Source organism: Planococcus sp. NCCP-2050, assembly GCF_023708025.1.
GTDB lineage: Bacteria > Bacillota > Bacilli > Bacillales_A > Planococcaceae > Planococcus.
In genome coordinates this window covers 267,044-285,986 of sequence record NZ_BRCX01000002.1, presented here as the reverse complement: position 1 = coordinate 285,986, position 18,943 = coordinate 267,044, and the positions used below count along the sequence as shown (strand labels likewise).

The 18,943-nt window shown below is 44.3% G+C and carries 21 protein-coding genes; 14 read left to right on the top strand and 7 right to left on the bottom strand.

The features are described from left to right. The first annotated feature begins 11 nt into the window (after positions 1-11). From hisC to NFU07_RS10710, 5 genes are all read left to right on the top strand, one after another. Complete coding sequence (gene hisC, locus NFU07_RS10730; protein ID WP_251477909.1) at positions 12-1,121, top strand: histidinol-phosphate transaminase; 1,110 nt, start codon at positions 12-14, stop codon at positions 1,119-1,121. Positions 1,122-1,253: 132 nt separating this feature from the next. Next, complete coding sequence (locus tag NFU07_RS10725; RefSeq protein WP_251477906.1) at positions 1,254-2,162, top strand: NAD(P)/FAD-dependent oxidoreductase; 909 nt, start codon at positions 1,254-1,256, stop codon at positions 2,160-2,162. 124 nt (positions 2,163-2,286) lie between these two features. Further along, complete coding sequence (locus tag NFU07_RS10720) at positions 2,287-2,586, top strand: hypothetical protein (RefSeq protein ID WP_251477903.1); 300 nt, start codon at positions 2,287-2,289, stop codon at positions 2,584-2,586. Positions 2,587-2,699: 113 nt separating this feature from the next. After that, on the top strand, positions 2,700-2,879 hold the full coding sequence (locus NFU07_RS10715; protein WP_251477900.1) for a hypothetical protein: 180 nt from the start codon (positions 2,700-2,702) through the stop codon (positions 2,877-2,879). Then, positions 2,876-3,241, top strand: coding sequence for a nuclear transport factor 2 family protein (locus NFU07_RS10710; protein WP_251477897.1), 366 nt, complete (start codon positions 2,876-2,878; stop codon positions 3,239-3,241). Before NFU07_RS10715 ends, NFU07_RS10710 begins: the two co-directional genes overlap by 4 nt. Before the next feature lie 42 nt (positions 3,242-3,283). Here the strand turns inward: NFU07_RS10710 and NFU07_RS10705 are convergent, their stop codons facing one another. Genes NFU07_RS10705 through NFU07_RS10695 form a run of 3 tightly spaced genes read right to left on the bottom strand, consistent with a single transcriptional unit; the run spans position 3,284 to position 5,700 of the window. Further along, positions 3,284-3,856: a 5' nucleotidase, NT5C type gene (locus NFU07_RS10705; protein ID WP_251477894.1), complete on the bottom strand. Its 573-nt coding sequence runs from the start codon at positions 3,854-3,856 to the stop codon at positions 3,284-3,286. Positions 3,857-3,860: 4 nt separating this feature from the next. Continuing rightward, positions 3,861-4,952 (bottom strand): bifunctional diaminohydroxyphosphoribosylaminopyrimidine deaminase/5-amino-6-(5-phosphoribosylamino)uracil reductase RibD, encoded by a 1,092-nt coding sequence (ribD, locus tag NFU07_RS10700; protein ID WP_251477891.1) that lies wholly within the window; start codon positions 4,950-4,952, stop codon positions 3,861-3,863. After that, a complete protein-coding gene (locus NFU07_RS10695) occupies positions 4,939-5,700 on the bottom strand; it encodes a GTP cyclohydrolase II (RefSeq protein ID WP_235197954.1) in 762 nt (253 codons plus the stop codon). The genes ribD and NFU07_RS10695 overlap by 14 nt, the downstream gene beginning before the upstream one ends. Before the next feature lie 277 nt (positions 5,701-5,977). Between NFU07_RS10695 and NFU07_RS10690 the strand changes: the two genes are divergently transcribed. From NFU07_RS10690 to NFU07_RS10680, 3 genes are all read left to right on the top strand, one after another. Next, positions 5,978-6,475: a ferritin gene (locus NFU07_RS10690; RefSeq protein WP_251477888.1), complete on the top strand. Its 498-nt coding sequence runs from the start codon at positions 5,978-5,980 to the stop codon at positions 6,473-6,475. Between the two features lie 65 nt (positions 6,476-6,540). Then, a complete protein-coding gene (locus NFU07_RS10685) occupies positions 6,541-7,272 on the top strand; it encodes an ABC transporter ATP-binding protein (RefSeq protein ID WP_251477885.1) in 732 nt (243 codons plus the stop codon). Next, on the top strand, positions 7,269-8,018 hold the full coding sequence (locus tag NFU07_RS10680) for an ABC transporter permease (RefSeq protein WP_251477882.1): 750 nt from the start codon (positions 7,269-7,271) through the stop codon (positions 8,016-8,018). The genes NFU07_RS10685 and NFU07_RS10680 overlap by 4 nt, the downstream gene beginning before the upstream one ends. 53 nt (positions 8,019-8,071) lie before the next feature. Here the strand turns inward: NFU07_RS10680 and NFU07_RS10675 are convergent, their stop codons facing one another. Together NFU07_RS10675 and NFU07_RS10670 are read right to left on the bottom strand one after the other, a co-directional pair. Next, positions 8,072-9,130: a saccharopine dehydrogenase family protein gene (locus NFU07_RS10675; protein WP_251477879.1), complete on the bottom strand. Its 1,059-nt coding sequence runs from the start codon at positions 9,128-9,130 to the stop codon at positions 8,072-8,074. 90 nt (positions 9,131-9,220) lie between these two features. Further along, on the bottom strand, positions 9,221-10,054 hold the full coding sequence (locus NFU07_RS10670; protein WP_251477876.1) for an STAS domain-containing protein: 834 nt from the start codon (positions 10,052-10,054) through the stop codon (positions 9,221-9,223). Positions 10,055-10,249: 195 nt separating this feature from the next. Here NFU07_RS10670 and NFU07_RS10665 point away from each other — a divergent pair, with 195 nt between their 5' ends. The 5 genes from NFU07_RS10665 (at position 10,250) to coaW (ending at position 14,865) form a co-directional block, all read left to right on the top strand. Next, positions 10,250-10,696 (top strand): GNAT family N-acetyltransferase, encoded by a 447-nt coding sequence (locus NFU07_RS10665; RefSeq protein ID WP_251477873.1) that lies wholly within the window; start codon positions 10,250-10,252, stop codon positions 10,694-10,696. Between the two features lie 29 nt (positions 10,697-10,725). After that, positions 10,726-11,715, top strand: a complete 990-nt coding sequence (locus NFU07_RS10660) for a S8 family peptidase (RefSeq protein WP_251477870.1) — start codon at positions 10,726-10,728, stop codon at positions 11,713-11,715. Between the two features lie 174 nt (positions 11,716-11,889). Beyond that, on the top strand, positions 11,890-12,306 hold the full coding sequence (locus tag NFU07_RS10655; RefSeq protein ID WP_251477867.1) for a DUF485 domain-containing protein: 417 nt from the start codon (positions 11,890-11,892) through the stop codon (positions 12,304-12,306). Then, positions 12,303-13,838 (top strand): solute symporter family protein, encoded by a 1,536-nt coding sequence (locus NFU07_RS10650; RefSeq protein WP_251477864.1) that lies wholly within the window; start codon positions 12,303-12,305, stop codon positions 13,836-13,838. The genes NFU07_RS10655 and NFU07_RS10650 overlap by 4 nt, the downstream gene beginning before the upstream one ends. A 223-nt stretch (positions 13,839-14,061) precedes the next feature. Next, positions 14,062-14,865, top strand: a complete 804-nt coding sequence (gene coaW / locus NFU07_RS10645) for a type II pantothenate kinase (protein WP_251477861.1) — start codon at positions 14,062-14,064, stop codon at positions 14,863-14,865. 64 nt (positions 14,866-14,929) lie between these two features. On the opposite strand, the gene NFU07_RS10640 is transcribed toward coaW, so the two are convergent. Beyond that, the gene (locus tag NFU07_RS10640) at positions 14,930-15,487 is read right to left on the bottom strand and encodes a nitroreductase family protein (protein ID WP_235199240.1); all 558 of its coding nucleotides are present in this window, start codon (positions 15,485-15,487) and stop codon (positions 14,930-14,932) included. Between the two features lie 167 nt (positions 15,488-15,654). Here NFU07_RS10640 and NFU07_RS10635 point away from each other — a divergent pair, with 167 nt between their 5' ends. Continuing rightward, positions 15,655-17,052, top strand: a complete 1,398-nt coding sequence (locus NFU07_RS10635) for a protoporphyrinogen oxidase (protein WP_251477857.1) — start codon at positions 15,655-15,657, stop codon at positions 17,050-17,052. Positions 17,053-17,209: 157 nt separating this feature from the next. On the opposite strand, the gene katA is transcribed toward NFU07_RS10635, so the two are convergent. Continuing rightward, positions 17,210-18,676 (bottom strand): catalase KatA, encoded by a 1,467-nt coding sequence (katA, locus tag NFU07_RS10630; RefSeq protein WP_251477854.1) that lies wholly within the window; start codon positions 18,674-18,676, stop codon positions 17,210-17,212. Positions 18,677-18,943 lie beyond the last annotated feature (267 nt).

Genomic DNA, 18,943 nt, shown 5'->3' with positions numbered 1-18,943 from the left:
GAGGAATCAATATGACAAACCCCATTACAATTAAAGCACGCAAAACTTTAGAAACGATTCAGCCTTATTCTCCAGGGAAACCGATCTGGGAAGTCCAAAAAGAATTGGGATTGGATCGCGTCATAAAATTAGCTTCAAATGAAAATCCGCTTGGCCCTTCTCCGAAAGCTGTAGAAGCTATCCAAACGGGGTTAGCTGAATTGAATCGCTATCCCGATGCCGATGCGACAGTATTGAAGCAAGCCATTGCGGACCGCTATGAAGTTACTCCTTCTCAAGTCATCACGACGAATGGCGCGGACGAATTGATCACGTTAATTTCGGAAGCGTTCCTTGAACAAGGAGATGAAATTATTGTGCCATCGCCTTCATTCAGTGAATACGATTTCGGCGCACATATTATGGGGGCAGACGTCGTACCCGTGCCATTTGCTGCCGGTTTCGAATACGATGTGGACGCCTTGATCGCCGCAGTAACGGAAAAAACGAAAATCATCTATATTTGTTCGCCGAATAACCCGACAGGCACGTATATGCAAAAAGCGGACATCGAAAAATTGCTGAATGCTGTCAAAGACGTACTCGTCGTCATCGATGCAGCATATAGCCATTTCGCCGAGGCAGCGGATTATACGGACGGCATTGAGTATATTAATGCAGGGTACCCCGTTGTCGCACTTCAGACATTCTCGAAAATCTACGGCATTGCAGGGGTGCGGGTCGGATTCGGAATTGCACCGGAATCGATTGTGCAATCCATTTTAAAAGTGAAAGAGCCATTCAACGTCAACACGCTTGCCCAAATAGCGGCCACTGCAGCCATTTCAGACAAGGAACATGTTGAAGCTTCTCAAACGGCCAATAAAGCAGGGCGTGAGCAGCTTTACAAAGCTTTTGATGAATTAGGTTTGGCGTATACATCAAGTATGGCTAACTTTGTTTTGGTGAATGTAGGGCCTAACGGAGAAGCGCTTTATAAGGAATTGATGGCTAAAGGTGTTATTGTACGATACGGAAAAACGTGGGGCTTGCCGGAGTACATCCGCGTTTCAGTCGGGACAAAAGAAGAAAACGAATTCTTCATTGAAGTTTTGAAAGGTTTATTGGCTAAACAAGTGTAAAAAATTGCCGCTTCCAATCAGGAGGCGGCTTTTATATTGGCTGAAATTCGAAAAACAGGGCTTTTCCTCCGTTTATCCTGTTATGTAAGCGGGAAACTCTATGATTAAACTGATTTATAAAGGATGGATGTCATGATATATGATTGCGCAATTATTGGAGGCGGGCCAGCTGGACTGAACGCCGCTTTGGTTCTTGGAAGATCCCGCAGAAACACGCTATTGTTCGATGATGACCACGGCCGGAATTTAGTCACTCGTGAATCGCACGGGTTTATTACACGCGACGGCATCTGTCCTGAAGAATTTAAGAAACTGGGACGTCAAGATATTGCCAAATATGACTCGGTAAAGTTGAAAAACAGCCGCGTAAAAGAAATAAAGCGCGTGACGGAAACCCATTATGAATTGACGACGGAGCAAGGCGAGACTTTCCATAGCATCAAGATTATCCTGGCTACCGGATTGAAAGAACAGCTTCCGAATATTCCGGACATAGAGAAATTCTATGGAACGAGCCTTTTTAGCTGTCCGTATTGCGATGGATGGGAGTTAAAGGACCAGCCGCTCGCAGTCATTGCGGATAAGAGTGTCTTTGAATTGGCGAAAAAAGTATACACCTGGAGCAAAGATTTGGTAGTCTTCACCAATGGAGAAGGAAGGCTTGATCTGGAAGAGAAGGATAAGCTGATTGCCAAAGGCATTAAAGTCAGGGAAGAGATCATTGATGGGTTGGAAGGCGAAAATGGACAGTTACGCAGCGTCAGACTTGAAGATGGAACCTTGATTGACCGAACAGGCGGGTTTGTCACACCGCTCTGGAGCCATCCGACAAGTTTCGCGAAAGAATTAGGCTGTGACCAAAATGAATACGGCGGCATTTTAACGGATGGCTATGGACGCACGAACGTCTGGAATGTCTATGCTGCAGGAGACGCTTCGCTTATCGTCCCTTCCCAATTGGTGATTGCAGCAGGCGAAGGAAGTGCTGCAGCCATCGGCGTCAATGGGGATTTGACCAATGAGTATTTTGACAGCGAATGATGAATAAGTAATTTTTCAAAGCGGACAGCTACTGGCTTGTCTGCTTTTTTTAAAACGAATCTTTTGCGTATACCTGGCTTTATGGGTTAAACTTTCCATACAGAATGCTAGGAGGCGAGCCGAAATGGATCAATCGAATGCTTTATCAACCATTACCTATATCGACACCGAACGGTCCATTGAAGCCGGTGAAATGAAGATTACGCAATCAGAATACAGCATCTATCTTTTTGAAGACCATCTTATCGCTTCAACGACAAAATTCAGCTTGGACAATGTCTGGGATATTTCCTATAAATCGTTTTCGGAAGAAGCCAATCTCCTTTATCTGCACACGCATAGGGGAGTGGTCACTTATAAAGTCTTTGAAAATCCGATGAAGTTTGTCCGGACTTTCAAGAAAATAAAAAATGAAAATTACTGAGAAGCAGCGGGAAAGCGGCTTCTTTTTTTGCGGTCAAAATCCTAAAGAAAACAGCATTTGCCGCTGTTGGAAAGCAGGCTTTGTGCTAAAATTTAGAAAAAGGGGGTGGGCGAGTGGAAGGCGATTATTTTGTGGGTTGGGGTACTTTAGCGTTGATCAATGCCGGAATTGCCCAAGGGAAGAACAGGAGCGGATTGAATTGGTTTCTGCTATCGCTGATTGCCGGGCCGGCAGCGACGCTTGCCTTAGTGATTTTTGAGAAATTGCCTGATGAAGGGAGCCATGCCAGATGAACTCAGTGATCGAAACAGCAGATCAATGGACGGATTGTGTAAATGCCAAAGATATTGACGGTGTGCTAAGCCTATCAGCGACAAATGTCGAAATCAGCGGGCCGAGAGGAACAGCAGCGGGCCATGACATGCTTGCACAATGGATAGAAAACTCCGGAATTCAATTGCGTACGCTCGCCCGTTACGTGAAAGACGGCAAAGTGATCTATGAACAAAAAGCTTCTTGGGAAAATGAGGACGGAGAAGTCATCCTTTATTCATTTTTCTTAGTGAAAGAGGGAAAAGTCACGCAAATAGCACGATTTGATTTATTGGAAGATGCGTTTGGTTCGAGTGGGCTGAGCGAAGAAGACTTGGTTTAATGGATAAAGAAAAAAGCTGGCCACGGAATATGGCCAGCTTTTTTAGTTGGTTTTGCTTTTTACAAGTTGATGGAACTCAGACCAGTCAGTTAAGCGGAGTCCTTCGACATGCCGATTGTACGATTGGTCGCGGATAATGACATTCAAGGAATCACCGGACAAAGTATCGATCACTGCAGGCTTGTCATCAAAATAATAGTCCAGTTCGAGATTTTTGATGATTTCAAACTTCTCATGGTCTTTCATGCCGCAATAAAACTGGCTGTCTTTTACAGGAAAGCCCTGGCTCTTCATCCAGTTTTTCGTTTCCTCTCCATGTGCAGCCCCGCGAGCTGTAATATAGAAAATTTCATGGCCTTCTTTATCGAGCTGCTGCAGAATTTCCACAGCGCCTGGATAAACAGGGCATTCCGCATAATATAGTTCAGCGAGCGAACTATTCCACATATTGCTTCCTTCTTCGTCCGTCAAATCGAATAATTCATGGATTTCTACTCGGTTAAGCTGATCGAACAATTCACGGGCAACTTCGCGCCCTAGCTTCTGTTGATAAAGCTGGAATGCATAGCCCCGCAAATCGATTAAGGTATCATCAATATCGAATCCAAATTTCATTTTTTTATCTCCTAACTGGATAAGCTGTAAATTTAAAGTCTTTGCCGACTTTCGTAAAATCGCCTTCTTCGAGGTCGATGGCATCTTTCATCAAATCAAACCCGTTTCCTTCTAAAAACGTCGGGGCATTCTTGCCGCCGATCAATTTCGGAGCGAAGTAGAGCACTACTTTGTCAATAAACCCATTTTCTAAGAACGAGGCGTTGACTGTTCCGCCGCCTTCGATGAATAAAGAAGAAACCGACTGCTCGCCGAGCGTGCGCAAAACATCCGGAAGGTCGACCCGGGTTTCTCCGCTAGTCTCGAAAATGCGTATGCCGCGTTCTTCCAATACCGCTTTTTTGTTTCCATCCACTTGCTTTGCCGTGAAAATCCAAGTCTCTGCTAAAGAGTCTGTCACGAGCTTCGCATCCAGCGGAATGCGCAGGCTGGAATCCAAGACAATGCGCAAAGGGTTGCGGCCATTAGGGATGCGTGCAGTCAATTCGGGATCATCTTCGATGACAGTTCCGACTCCTACAAGAATCGCTTGGTTTTCGCTTCGCAATTTATGTACATCGTAGCGTGCTTCTTCGGAAGTGATCCATTTGCTGTCGAGGGCATGGGTCGCAATTTTGCCATCTAAAGTAGAAGCGGCTTTCAACGTAACGAAAGGGCGCTGTTTAACAATGAATTTATTGAAGACTTCATTCATTTTGCGGGATTCTTCCTCGCGTATGCCAACGATTACTTCAATGCCGGCATCTTCCAGCATCTTCACGCCATTTCCGGAAACGACAGGGTTTGGGTCTAATGTGGCCACCACAGCTTTTTTCAATCCAGCTTTGATGATTGCTTCAGCGCAAGGACCTGTCCGGCCGTGGTGGGAACAGGGTTCCAAGGTGACATAAATGGTACCTCCTCTTGCAGCATCGCCCGCCATCCGCAGTGCATGGATCTCTGCGTGCGGTTCCCCGGCTTTAAGATGGGCACCTACGCCGACAATCCGGCTTTCATTGACGATGACCGAACCTACCAAGGGATTCGGAAAGGTCTGTCCTTTCATAGACTGGGCATTATTCAAGGCTAAATCCATATAAAACTCATGGTTTGGCATGAACAGGGCCCTCCTCGTCTTGTAAGTGGCCGGAACGATTGATTTTTGTCTGCAGGTATTTGGAATTGTATTCCGATTTATCGCCCCAAAGTGCTGTGCGTCCAGCGAGCGGCAGTCCAGCATTTTCAAGCGCATGAATTTTTTTCGGGTTATTGGTCAGCAAAGTGACCGGTTTTGTCCGAAGGGTTTTTAAGACGGCAATCGCGTCTTCGTAGTTCCGCGAATCATCGACAAATCCCAAGCTTTCATTGGCTTCGACCGTGTCATAGCCGTTTTCCTGCAGGACATAAGCCATCGCTTTGCTGAAAAGTCCGATGCCGCGTCCTTCGTGGTTCGCCAAATAGAACAAAGCGCCAGAACCGTGTTCTGTGATTTGCTTCATGGATTGTTTCAATTGGAAGCCGCAGTCGCAGCGTTTGCTGCCGAAGATATCTCCAGTATGGCAAATCGAATGCATGCGAATCAAAGCGTCTTCACTGTTTTCAAAATCTCCGTATACCAATACACTTGATTGTTGGTATTCAGCCAGGTTCGACGAAGAAAGTTTTTCGATGATGCTTTCGATATCATCTGTTGTTTCATCGTGTTTCAACCAGCAATACCATTGGAAAATAACGGTTTCATCGTATAAGTTAACCGGAAGGCGGATCGGCCCTACGAGATAGATCGCTCCTTCATCGGATTCAACCATTTTTATTTTATCTTTTAATACTGAAAAAACTTCAGGTTCTAATTTTGTAGAAGTCATTTTGCTTCCCCCTCTTGAATAGCTTAATCGAGCTTGTACCGTTATCATACAACAATCGGTTACTAAAAGTAAGTTAAAAGCTTCGAAATCGAATAGAATATATTAATAATATTTTTAAATAATAATTATTATCGTTTAGAAAGTTTTATATCTTCATTTAAATGATTATTATTCTCAATTATATTATTCTATTCTCATTTATTTTGCAATGATTTAAGGGATATGTTATATTATCTACATTAGAATGATTCTAAATAAGGAAGAGGAGGATGATCACATGTTGCCGTCAAAACTAGTATTAGCGTTAAATGACCAATTCAATAACGAGTTGCAGGCATCCCATTCGTATACTGCCATGGCCGCTTATTTCTCGAAAAAAGGGTATCATGGATTTGCCAATTTCTATTTAGTGCAGGCGAAAGAAGAACATTTTCATGCGATGAAATTTTACGAGTATTTGGTTACAATGGATGAAAAGCCAATGCTGCAATCCTTGAGTGAACCGAGAAACCATTACGACAGTGCCATGGACGTGTTAGAAAGTTCTTTAGCGCAAGAAAAAGATGTCACAAGCAATATTTATGCACTGGTTACATTAGCCGATGAATTGCAGGAACATGCAACTTTATCTTTCCTTGACTGGTTTATTGAAGAACAGATGGAAGAAGAAAAAATGTTCCGTGATATGATTACCCGGATGAAACATATTGAAGAAGGCGGAGAATACTTCCTTAAGATGGATGATGAATTCGCTGAACGCAAATTAGAAGAGTAAAGCGATTTTAAACAGCACACTGCTGACTGTGTGCTGTTTTATTTTTTGAGAAGAGGAGTGGGACTATGGCGATCGACTATAAACCGGCGATCCATTTTAAGCATGTGGATTATTCCATCGGAAACCTGAACATCTTAAAAGACATCACCGGTTCTTTTCCAGCCGGAAAAATCACCACATTAGTGGGACCGTCTGGAGCAGGGAAAACGACCTTGCTTAAATTATGCAATGGCTTATTGTCACCAAAATCCGGTGAAATCTATATTAACGGCGTATCGATCCAGCAATATGAACCGGTGGAACTTCGCCAGACTGTCGGCATTGCTTTGCAAAGTGCGCCGATGATTGATGGATCTGTCTATGACAATTTAAATTTGCCGCTGGCATTGAAAAATGAAAAATTGGAGGAAAGCCGGGCTCTTAGCTTATTGGAAGATGTCGGTTTAGAAAAAGAACTTTTAAAGAGGAACGTCAAAGATTTATCAGGAGGGCAGCGGCAGAAAGTGTCGATTGCCAGGACTTTGGTGAACCGCCCTCAAATTTTATTGCTGGACGAAATCACTTCATCTTTAGACCGGACTTCACTGAAAGAAATCGAAGAATTGGTTGTAAAGATCAATCGAAAATACAAAGCAGCAATCATTTGGATTACCCATAATTTGCAGCAAGCTTTGGAAATCGGTGATTTTACCTGGGTCATGATGGACGGGGAAGTTGTCGAAACCGGGGAAAGCGAATTATTGGAAGACCCGCACAATGAAAAAGTCAAAGTCTTTGTGAAGGGGGAAGTTAAATGACTTATTTGACCTTATCGATTACCCTTATTTTCGTTGTCATTCCCTTGATCCTATCGAAGACCTTGAATCTTGGATTAGAAAAAGACACCATTATTGCAACGATCCGTTCGATTGTTCAATTGCTGGCAGTCGGATTTATCCTGAAATTCGTCTTTGATTCGGAGAGCTTGCTTTATATTTTCCTGATGGTGACGTTGATGATTGTAGCGGCCACTCATAATGCACAGAAGAAAGGTGCCGCGATTAAAGGAATTACCTGGAAAATAGCGGTGACGCTCGTATTTGTGGAAGTCCTCACTCAAAGCATTCTCTTAGGCTTCCATATCACGCCTCCAACTGCGCAATACATCATTTCCATCAGCGGCATGGTGATCGGGAACTCCATGGTGCTTTCCATCTTATTCTTGAATCGCTTCACTTCGGAAGTAGAATCGCATCAAGATCAAACGGAACTGATCCTATCGCTTGGAGGCACCCCGAAACAAGCGATTCACAGACAATTGATCCAATCGATCAAAGCCAGTATGATCCCGACCATCGAGAGCCAGAAAACCGTCGGGCTTGTGCAATTGCCTGGTATGATGAGCGGACAAATCATTGCGGGTGCGGATCCAATTCAAGCCGTGCAATTCCAGTTGCTGATCATGTTCCTATTGCTAACGACTGCAGCCGTCACGAGCGTTTTGTTAGGATTCCTATCTTATCCGACCTTGTTCAACCAACGGATGCAATTACTGAAGAATTAAAAAAGGGGTTGTCTCAAAAGTAATTTGGGACAACCCTTTTTTCTATTAGTTGATCAAGGGTAAAAGGTATCGACTTCGAAATTTCCGGAGCCTGGCAGTTCTTCGACAAGGCTTGAGCCGAATAGCATGGATGGCGTGTAGCTGCCTCCCGTAAATCGGTCAGCCAGCACTCGAGTGACACATTCCAATGCGCCGTAAATCGTTAAGTCGTATACATTGGCTGTCTGAAGGCGAGCAACTTTTCTTAAGCCTGCTGCATTCCGGGCTTCTCCCCATATAAAAGCGGGAGAGTTGGAGCGAAGTTCTTCGTCGGGTCCGGATATGCGCTTATCCACCCAATTATTCAATGTTTTTTGAACCGCGGCGGATGATAAAACAGGGCGCAGGCCGCCGATAAAGCGAGCGCCGACTGCTGCTGGGCGGGGGACGGGCGTCCAAGCAGAAATGTTTTGAATGCCGGTTGTGTAGTAAGCGGTTGAAACGTCTCCCCAAGGGATGCCCATGGAAGAACGCGGCCCTCGCCCGTAATCGATGACGCGGCGCTGGCTTCCAAGAGGCACAGGCGTTAGCTCCCCGTCTTGCCGGACCGTACTGCCGGAACCCAATCCTTCGATCATCGTTTTATAAGTGCCTCTCGAAATTCCCGAGTCCGAATCAAAGCCAAGAGACAACGAAACGGCATCCGGCATTAATTCTTTTAATTTTAAAGCTGTGCAGTCAGTTGGAATAATATCGAAACCGACACCGGAACAAATAATGATGCCTTTTTGTTTCGCTTCTTCTTTTAAGGCATGGGCTTGTTCAAAGACGTCGATTTCCCCGGTAATATCCAAATAATGCACCCCTGCAGAAAGGCAGGCTTCCATCATGGGTTGGCTAGTTTTGCTGAAAGGGCCGGCACAATGGAGGACCAGCGAAACATCGGCCAAATGGCCCGCCGCATGTGCATCCAAAGAAAAAGCGCGCATGTCGAGATTTAATTCATCTGCGAGCGGCTGAAGTTTCTGCTCATTTCGGCCAGCCAAAATCGGAGACAGCCCTCGCTTAACTGCTTCGCGTGCAATCAATTCACCTGTAAAGCCATAAGCTCCGTATAAAAGCCATTTCTCCATTTCTGTCCACTCCTTTATGGTTTGAAACTTACAACCATTCTGACGGCAAGCCGTTGGAAAATCCAGTGAACCCTCTCTCGACGCATTTTGCTATTTTCCGGTCTTTGATTTATTCATATCTTCTAGAGCTTGTCTGACAGTTGCATAACTTCGGATGGTCGAAAGGTTGACGCCTTCATGGATCATCGCCTGTGCAATTTGGGGACGGATGCCCGTAGAAGCGATAGCGATACCGAGCAGCTTCAGCATACTTGAGATTTTCAGTAACTGGTCAGCCACTTGGTTGTCGATCATGAGGATGCCAGAGAAATCGACAATCAGCATTTCAATATTCAAAGAAGGGATTTTCGGTACGATATGTTCCATCAGGTATTGAGCCCGTTCCCGGTCGATCAAACCGATCAACGGAAGAACGGCAATGCCTTCTTGAATGGATACAATCGGAGCAGAAAGTTCATTGATTTGGCGGCGGTTGGCGGTGAGTTTCTCTTCAGTCAACCGTTCAAATGCAAAGATGGCTTCATTCAAACTGATATCCAGTAAATAATTAAACCGTTTGATTAAATTTATCATTTCGAGTGCTGGCAATTGATAAGCCATGGACACAGCTGTTAAATGGTCAATGAAAATGGAGCGGGTTGATGGATAGCGGACAATCACCGTTGAAATTGGCTGGCCAAGAGCTGCCTGAAGCTCTCCATTTTTTTTGCTCCATTTTACTAATTCGGTATGTACATTTTCTTCCGGGTTCAATAATGAAGCGCCAAGGAATTCCAGAAACTCGGTATAGACAATTTTAGCTTGGTCAATTTCCTGTTGGGAAACAGAGTGGGGAAAAGTAGGCACTATGTCATCAACGATTGTGTTAGATAGAGATTGAGCATTTTCAGTCAAATGCTTGGCCACATTTAAAATTGATTCCATATAGTTCACGCTCCAATAATAGATTCGATTGTCCTAGTTCCATTATATACATTTAAAAGGAAGAATTTTAAAAATGAATTAATATTTCCTTTTATAGCCACAAATTATTCGTTTGACAATTTAGAACATTTGTTCTATTATACGAAATAAATCCAAGCATCAAATTGTTCGATTAAATCGTTAAAGGAGGAAAAGATGGCAATCACTTATAAAAGCGTGGACGGTGAATTGAATGATCCGGTTTTATTGGAAGGAATTCTTCGTCTGCATCACTCTATTTTTGGCGAATCAGCCCTTCTTGAGGAACAGATGAAGGAAAAAATGAAGCTGCGGATAGAAATCGCTCTCCAGGAAAATGAGGTACTCGGCTATAAGATGGGGTATGAATTGAAGAAGGAAACTTTCTATAGTTGGCTCGGAGGAGTGGATAGCAGATGGAGAGGAAAAGGCATTGCTTCTGAACTGATGGATCGGCAGCACCACTATGCACGTGCCAGTTCCTATAAAACGATCGAGACCCGCACCAAAAACAAATGGAGAAATATGCTTTTGCTGAATATCAAAAATGGCTTTGACATTGTAGGGATTTACGCAACTGCCGATAGGGATGTTAAGATCATCTTGGAAAAAAAGTTATTTTAAGTAATTCCATTCATAAGGAGGAGAAACAGATGGAAAAAATTCATCTCATACCATACCGAATTGAAGAAATTACTTCAGCGGCACCACAGATACCTGAAGGCGTTCGCATGATACAGGCACCGGCTATTTGGGAAATGGCAGCACATGGGAAAGGAAATGTCATTGCCGTTTTGGATACGGGCTGCCAGGCAGATCACCCGGATTTAATCGAGCGGATCATTGCTGGCAGAAACTTTACAAGCGACTTTGATGGAGATCCTGAAAATTTTGATGACAATAATGGGCACGGCACACATGTAGCGGGAACTGCCGCTGCATCATTGCGAAAAGGTGGAGGCATTGCGGGTGTTGCACCGGGTGCTGATTTGCTGATTATTAAAGTGTTGAATGGAAGCGGAAGTGGAGAGTATGCGGGTATTATTGCCGGCATCCATTATGCAATCGATTGGAGAGGGCCAAACGGTGAACAGACTAGTGTGATTTCGATGTCTCTCGGTGGCCCGGAAGATATTCCGGAATTATATGAAGCGGTAAAACGGGCGGTTGATGCAGGGATTCCAGTGGTTTGCGCTGCCGGAAATGAAGGGGACGACAGCCCTCAAACAGACGAATTCGCTTATCCAGGGGCTTATGGTGAAGTCATTCAAGTAGGAGCGGTAGATTTCAGCCGGAAAATTGCGCCGTTTAGCAACACCAATAACGAAATTGATTTGGTGGCGCCGGGCATGAACATCTACTCGTCTTATCCAGGCGGCAAATATGCAAGCTTGTCAGGAACTTCAATGGCGACGCCTCACGTGTCTGGAGCCTTGGCGCTGATCAAGAATATTGCTGAAAAAGAATTCCAGCGGGAGTTGACAGAAGCGGAACTTTACGCTCAATTGGTCAGAAGAACCGTGCCTCTTGGCTATCCGAAAACAGCGGAAGGAAACGGTTTGCTCGCCTTGGATATTCTGCAGAAATACGAGCGGTTAATGGACCTTTTCAATTCTTCCATAGAGAAAACCGATCCAGAATAATTAGTTGCAAAGAAAAAATCTCAGAACAGTCAGGTGACTGCTTCTGAGGTTTTTTTTGAATAAAATTCCATCCTATATTACCACATTTTGTATGATTTTTATTGACGTGAGTCTTTAAGGATGTTTTAATTATTTTTAGATTCAGAAAAATTAAAATTTTAAGGGGTGTTATATTTGTCAAAGCCAATTGCAGAAACCAATGCAGAACTTGCTCGTTCAAAGGGGAGCAGCAAAGTGAAAGATGGCAATACCGTTTCTGATTCAAGAGCAGCAGGACATGTCCCGGACTTTTTAGCAATTGAATCCTCAGCGGGGTTCAAAGAATTAATGAAGAAGAAAAAAGCTTTTCTCGTACCAACAACCATCCTTTTTTTAGGACTTTATCTATTATTTAATTTTATTATTTCGTACTCAAATATTCTCGAAGCTACTATTATCGGTGATATTTCTTGGGTTTGGGTCTTCGCTTTCAGCTTATTCGCCATGACGTGGATTCTTGTAACCGTATACATGAAGCGGGCAGAGAAGTTTGACAAGATGGCTCAAGATACGTTAAAAGAGTTTAACTATGACAAGGAGGAAAATCGATGAATGCTACAGTAATTATTATTTTCTTAGTCATCGTTGCGATGACCCTTGTCATTACATATTACGCTGCGAAACGGACCAATTCGACAAGTGATTTTTACACGGCAGGCGGAGGATTGACAGGTTGGCAGAACGGAATGGCCATTGCAGGGGATTATTTATCAGCAGCATCATTCCTAGGGATAGCGGGCTCCATCGCATTATTCGGATTTGATGGATTCCTATTCTCAATCGGCTATTTGGTGGCTTATCTCGTAGTACTATTCATTGTCGCAGAACCCCTTCGGAACTTAGGGAAGTATACATTAGCTGATATGATCAATGCCCGTTTTAATGCGAAAAAAGTACGAGGAGCGGCAGCATTGAGCTCCATAACAATTGTTATTTTCTACATGATCGCCCAATTGGTAGGGGCCGGTGCATTAATCCAGTTGCTTTTCGGCATTGACTATTTATGGGCCGTGCTTTTGGTCGGTATCATGATGACCATTTACGTTCTTTTTGGCGGCATGACAGCGACAAGCTGGGTTCAAATCATTAAAGCCGTTCTTTTGATGGTGGGTACCGTCATTCTTTCTTTCCTGGTGCTGCAGCGCTTCGATTTCAGCATCCTGGAAATGTTTGCTCAAGTGAAAACAGCTACACCACATGGTGAAGCATTCTTGAATCCAGGTGTGAAATACACGATTCCGTTGGATACGATTTCCCTTATGCTGGCACTTGTTCTAGGAACAGCCGGGTTGCCGCATATCTTGATGCGTTTCTTTACAGTTCGTGATGCGAAAACGGCAAGAAGCTCGGTTATGTGGGCAACTTGGATCGTCGGCATCTTCTACGTAATGACAATTTTCCTTGGATTCGGCGCTGCCGCATTTGTAGGATCCCAAAAAATTATTAGTACGAATGCTGCCGGAAATATGGCGGCTCCGCTCCTTGCTCAGGCGCTTGGTGGAGACATCTTGATGTCCTTCATTTCCGCGGTAGCATTTGCGACCATCTTAGCCGTAGTGGCAGGTCTTGTGTTAACGGGTGCTTCTGCTTTTGCCCATGATATTTATGGCCAAATCATCAAAAAAGGAAAAGCATCCGAAAGAGAACAGATGCTGGCTGCACGTTATGCCTCCGTCGGCGTCTCTGTATTCTCCATCCTTTTGGCGATTTTCGCCCAAAACTTGAACGTTGCGTTCTTGGTATCATTGGCATTCTGTATCGCAGCAAGTGCAAACTTGCCGGTTATCATCTACACGATTTTCTGGAAGAAGTTCAACACGACGGGAGCCATTTCCGCTATTTTGACCGGTTTGATCTCAGCGTTAGTTCTGGTTTCAATCAGCCCGAGCGTGATGAATCCGGAAGCTGGCGCAGCGATTATCACAGGAACGCCGATCTTCCCGCTGACTAATCCGGCCATCGTTTCCATCCCGCTCGGCTTTATCGGCGGAGTGGTAGGAACTTTGCTTTCGAAGGAAAGCGATATCAAGAAATATGCTGAAGTTAAAGTCCGTGCGAATACAGGCGGCTTCAGACAGCTATAAAATAAGAAGTCCAATAGGTGCGCCGCCTTCTCTTTCTCTGAGAAGGCGGTTTTTTTGGGGAGAAAAATGAAGGGGCTTAGAGAAGTTATCATTCTTTTCCTGCAGGTTGTTATTCTGGACACCTTCCCTCTTGTGGAAAACTGCACCAAATCTTAAAAGATTATGGTAGAATTTCATCGTATGCAATTAATGACAGCTGGTATTCAGAAAGAGCAGGTGCGAAATGATTATCGGAATAGATGCGGGAGGTACACTGATTAAGATCGTGTACACCGAGAATGATCAACTGCAATTCAAGAAATCCCCGATAGCAGATATAGAAGGAGTGGCAGCTTGGGTGAACAGCCTAGGCGATTGTGAAATTTGCCTGACTGGCGGAAAATCAGGCGTGTTGCGTTCACTTTTGACGAAAGAAGCAAAGGAAATAGTGGAATTCGAGGCCACTCATCGTGGTGTTCAATTTCTGTTGGGCAGAATGGGGCGCAGTGAAACGACGTATCTTGTCACAAATGTAGGGACAGGGACTTCCATTCACTGTATTCAAAACGATACTCAAGAACGCTTAGGGGGCACGGGAGTTGGCGGGGGCACTTTATTGGGCTTAAGCCATTTATTGACCGGGGTCAGCGACTACGAAGAAATCGTCAGACTCGCAAGCAATGGTTCCCGTGAGCGGATCGATTTAAAAGTAAAACATATATATGAAGGAAAAGAACCGCCGATTTCCGGTGAATTGACAGCAAGCAACTTCGGAAACGATCTTTTTTCCGTCTCGGATGAATTGACGAAAGAAGAATTACTGGCTACAGTGATCGGGCTTGTCGGCGAAACCGTCAGTACGGTCAGCGTACAAGCGGCCCGTCAATGCGACAGTTCGTTGGTCATCTATATTGGATCTTCATTCATCCACAATCCCTTATTAAAAGAAGTGGTAAAAAGTTATACGATTCTTCGCGGCTCTACACCGTTATTTTTGGAAAACGGTGAGTTTTCAGGAGCAGTCGGAGCGATGACCACTTTGCAGTAGAGGGTTAAGCGTACGTAAAAAAACTCGTCTCTTCGGCCGGAATTCGGCGCCTGAGACGAGTTTTTTATTCGGAAATAATGGTTAGTTTTTCACGGATATCGGTGCGTTCACGTTTTTCAGGAACATGCTGCGGATAGCCGATCATCATCGTAGCGACGATTTTCTCTCCTGGCTGAACACCGATGGAATGACGGAAAATCGGGTTATAAATCCAGTCGTTTGAGCGCCAAATCATGCCGATGCCGCGCGCCCAGGCTGCTAATTGGAAGTTTTGCAATAAGGAAGAAATAGCGCCGTAATCTTCATCCCAGCGTCTTTGGCGAGGATCTTCCGGCATGATCACCACGAGATGCAGCGGGATTTCGCGGAAGTACTTCGCTTTATTCAAAACTTTTTGCGGTGTGACACCATCTTCTTTTGGCATAGCGTCGATGAAAGCTTGGACGAATTTTTCTTTGCCTTCGCCAGCGTAAAGCTGGAAGCGCCATGGTTCGTTCACTGTATGGTTCGGAGCCCATTTGGCAACATTTAATAACTCGATGATTTCCTCTATATCAATTGGGTCGGATTTGAATTTTTTAATGGTGCGCCGTTCTATGATATTCTGGTCAATAGCATTCATCATCTTCATTCTCTCCTTCATGTGGTAAAGTCCCTTTCTTTATCAAACCAAAAGTTTTGGTGAAACGCAATCTAAAAAGAAAATCAAAGCGTAGTAAAACTGTCAAACTCTCTTCTGCCGAGAAGGATATTTATTGATAAAATGAAGTCACAAGGAGTGGATGAACCATGAAAACGGCTGCAATTATAGGTGGAGGCATTACCGGGCTCTCCGCTATGCATTATTTGCAAAAGTTAAAACAGCAGCGAAACCTGGATTTGAATCTTGTGTTGATTGAAAAAGATGAGTTGCTCGGCGGTAAAATCAAAACAGCCAAGGATGAGGAATTCATCATGGAAACTGGAGCGGATTCAATAGTAGCACGCCACGCAAGCGTCATGCCGCTTATTGAAGACTTGGATCTGCAAGAACACGTTGTCTATAATGGAACCGGGATTTCTTATTTGTATGCGAATAATAGATTACATGCCATTCCAGCAGATTCTGTCTTTGGGATTCCGATGAACAAAGAAGCATTATTCAGTTCTACGCTCGTTTCAGAAGAAGGGAAGCAAGAAGCCCTCAAAGATTTTGAAACGATCAATGCAACTTTTACGAAAGACAGTTCCATCGGTGAATTTTTGGAAGCTTTTCTTGGAAAAGAATTGGTCGAAAATCAAATCGCACCGGTTTTATCGGGCGTTTACTCCGGGAATCTGTACGAACTGACATTGGCGACAACTTTGCCGTATCTAGTCGATTACAAGAATAAATATGGCAGCATCATCAAAGGGTTCGAAGCGAATGCTGCCCATTTCAAAGGAACAGCGAATAAGAAATTCATCTCGTTTGACGAAGGGATGTCTGTATTGATCGACCGTTTGGAAGAAACACTTGAAGATGCAGCGATTGTGAAAGGTGCTCAGACGGAAAAAGTGGAAAAAACGCAAGCCGGCTATGAAATCAAAATCAGCAATGGCGAAACGATAAACGCTGATTATGTTGTGCTAGCAACGCCTCACCGGGCAGCACAAACAATGTTGGATCTTCCGGAACTAGACGAGGAATTCGATCAACTTTTAACTTCTTCGCTTGTAAGCGTCTATCTCGGCTTTGATTTGCCGGACGCGGATCTTCCAGCGGATGGCACCGGGTTTATCGTCTCCCAGAAAAGTGATCTTCTGTGCAATGCTTGCACATGGACGAGCCGGAAATGGGCGCATACTTCACGAAAAGGCAATTTGCTTGTTCGCTTATTTTATAAAAGTTCGAACCCTTCCTATGCCCGTTTAAAAGATTTAACCGAAACGGAATTGGCTGAAGTGGCTTTGTCGGATATTCAGAAAAGTTTAGGGATTGGGGCAAAGCCTGTGTCAGTCGAAGTGACTGGCTGGAAGAACTTAATGCCGAATTACACGATGCAGCATAAAACAGCTGTCTCTGCTTTAGAAGATAAAATGGCGAAACTTGTGCCGAATGTAAAGCTTGCTGGTGCTTCTTTTTACGGTGTCGGCATCGGCGCTTGCATTCAGAATGGCAAAGATTTAGCCGAAGAAATTGCAGAAAGTATACTAGCAGAAAACTAAGGAAAGCAGGGGAGCGGCCGATCAGGCAGCTTTCCTGCTTTTTGATTTGCGAGCGACTTTCCGAGAAATACGAGCGACTCAATGACAAATACGAGCAAGTTGCAAAAAGTCCAAAAAAAGCAGCCACCCTTTAAAAAGGATGGCCGTAAAATAGGTTTTATTTTGTTTCAGTAAGACCTGGAACTGGAAGTCCAAGACCTTCTGCAACACGTGTTCCAAATTCAGGATCCGCTTTGTACAAGTGGCCGATTTGGCGAAGTTTGATATCTTCTTTGTCGACTGCGCTCAAGCCGCCAACGAAAGTAGCAACAAGGCGTTCTTGCTCTTCCGGAGTTTGCAGGCGGTATAGGTCGCCCGGCTGCGTGTAATGGTCTTCCTGGAAGTAAGGAACTGAATCAGTCATGCCGGAAACTTCAAGCGGAGCTGGTTTCGCAGCTGCTGTTTCAGTTGGTCCGCCGTAGCTGTTTGGCTCGTAATAAACTGAACCGCCGCCGTTGTTGCCAAAGTTCATTTGGCCGTCGCGCTGGTAGTTGTTTACTTGGTTTTTCGCAGCATTGATCGGAAGCATTTGATGGTTAGCGCCTACACGGTAACGGTGTGCATCGTGGTAAGCGAACAAACGGCCTTGCAGCATTTTGTCCGGTGAAACGTCGATACCAGGAACCAATGTGCCAGGTGAGAATGTTGCTTGCTCAACTTCAGCAAAATAGTTTTCCGGGTTGCGGTTCAGCACCATGCGTCCAACTTCGATTAACGGATAGTCTTTATGAGACCAAGTTTTCGTTACATCGAATGGGTCGAAGCGGTACGTGTTCGCATCTTCCAATGGCATGATTTGAACGTACATTTTCCAAGCTGGGAAGTCGCCTTCTTCGATTGCGTTGAACAGATCTTCTGTGTGGAAGTCTGGGTTTTCACCGGCAATTTTATCTGCTACTTCTTGTGTGATGTTTTTGATGCCTTGTTCAGTCAGGAAGTGGTATTTCACCCAGTGGGATACGCCTTCAGCGTTTGTCCATTTGAATGTATGGCTTCCGAAACCGTGCATATGGCGAAGTGTTGCAGGGATCCCGCGGTCACCCATCAAGTAAGTTACTTGGTGCAACGATTCTGGAGATAACGACCAGAAGTCCCACACTGCGTTAGGGTTTTTCAAGTGTGTGCGTGGATCGCGTTTTTGTGTATGGATGAAGTCAGGGAATTTGATCGCATCTTGGATAAAGAAGATCGGCGTGTTGTTTCCGACTAGATCGTAGTTTCCTTCTTCTGTATAGAATTTCAAAGCGAAGCCGCGTGGGTCGCGAACGGTATCAGCAGATCCAAGTTCTCCAGCTACTGTAGAGAAACGTGCGAACATATCTGTACGTTTGCCGACTTCAGAAAGGAAAGCAGCTTTCGTATATTTTGTAACATCTTGAGTTACTTCAAAGTATCCGTGAGCGCCGGCGCCTTTAGCATGAACTACACGCTCAGGTACACGTTCCCGGTTAAAATGCGCTAATTTTTCAAGAAGATGAACATCTTGAAGCAATACTGGTCCGCGTTGGCCAGCTGTCTGTGAGTTCTGGTTGTCGCCAACTGGAGCTCCCCAGCTAGTCGTTAGAGTTCTTTTATCTGTACTCATGTTTCGAACACCTCATTCTCATTATTATGTAAAACACTACACTACTAATAATAACATTTTTTAAATTAAAATCAAACCTTAATAATAATCATTATAAATAAAAGAGAGTTAATACTATTCTAATTGAACGGAATTGAAAAAATCTCCGTAGTTTCTCAATTACAAATATGCATTGAGCGAATCAATATATTAATTTGAACAATCGTTCGAAAATTAAACGAAAAGGTAAAAATCCGTTGCATTTCAAAATGAAAGAAGATAAGATTT

Excerpts from the sequence above, each read along its gene's own strand:
- hisC (WP_251477909.1), top strand. The coding sequence starts at position 12 with ATGACAAACCCCATTACAATTAAAGCACGCAAAACTTTAGAAACGATT.
- NFU07_RS10725 (WP_251477906.1), top strand. The coding sequence starts at position 1,254 with ATGATATATGATTGCGCAATTATTGGAGGCGGGCCAGCTGGACTGAAC.
- NFU07_RS10720 (WP_251477903.1), top strand. The coding sequence starts at position 2,287 with ATGGATCAATCGAATGCTTTATCAACCATTACCTATATCGACACCGAA.
- NFU07_RS10710 (WP_251477897.1), top strand. The coding sequence starts at position 2,876 with ATGAACTCAGTGATCGAAACAGCAGATCAATGGACGGATTGTGTAAAT.
- NFU07_RS10705 (WP_251477894.1), bottom strand. The coding sequence starts at position 3,856 with ATGAAATTTGGATTCGATATTGATGATACCTTAATCGATTTGCGGGGC.
- ribD (WP_251477891.1), bottom strand. The coding sequence starts at position 4,952 with ATGCCAAACCATGAGTTTTATATGGATTTAGCCTTGAATAATGCCCAG.
- NFU07_RS10695 (WP_235197954.1), bottom strand. The coding sequence starts at position 5,700 with ATGACTTCTACAAAATTAGAACCTGAAGTTTTTTCAGTATTAAAAGAT.
- NFU07_RS10690 (WP_251477888.1), top strand. The coding sequence starts at position 5,978 with ATGTTGCCGTCAAAACTAGTATTAGCGTTAAATGACCAATTCAATAAC.
- NFU07_RS10685 (WP_251477885.1), top strand. The coding sequence starts at position 6,541 with ATGGCGATCGACTATAAACCGGCGATCCATTTTAAGCATGTGGATTAT.
- NFU07_RS10680 (WP_251477882.1), top strand. The coding sequence starts at position 7,269 with ATGACTTATTTGACCTTATCGATTACCCTTATTTTCGTTGTCATTCCC.
- NFU07_RS10675 (WP_251477879.1), bottom strand. The coding sequence starts at position 9,130 with ATGGAGAAATGGCTTTTATACGGAGCTTATGGCTTTACAGGTGAATTG.
- NFU07_RS10670 (WP_251477876.1), bottom strand. The coding sequence starts at position 10,054 with ATGGAATCAATTTTAAATGTGGCCAAGCATTTGACTGAAAATGCTCAA.
- NFU07_RS10665 (WP_251477873.1), top strand. The coding sequence starts at position 10,250 with ATGGCAATCACTTATAAAAGCGTGGACGGTGAATTGAATGATCCGGTT.
- NFU07_RS10660 (WP_251477870.1), top strand. The coding sequence starts at position 10,726 with ATGGAAAAAATTCATCTCATACCATACCGAATTGAAGAAATTACTTCA.
- NFU07_RS10650 (WP_251477864.1), top strand. The coding sequence starts at position 12,303 with ATGAATGCTACAGTAATTATTATTTTCTTAGTCATCGTTGCGATGACC.
- coaW (WP_251477861.1), top strand. The coding sequence starts at position 14,062 with ATGATTATCGGAATAGATGCGGGAGGTACACTGATTAAGATCGTGTAC.
- NFU07_RS10640 (WP_235199240.1), bottom strand. The coding sequence starts at position 15,487 with ATGAATGCTATTGACCAGAATATCATAGAACGGCGCACCATTAAAAAA.
- NFU07_RS10635 (WP_251477857.1), top strand. The coding sequence starts at position 15,655 with ATGAAAACGGCTGCAATTATAGGTGGAGGCATTACCGGGCTCTCCGCT.
- katA (WP_251477854.1), bottom strand. The coding sequence starts at position 18,676 with ATGAGTACAGATAAAAGAACTCTAACGACTAGCTGGGGAGCTCCAGTT.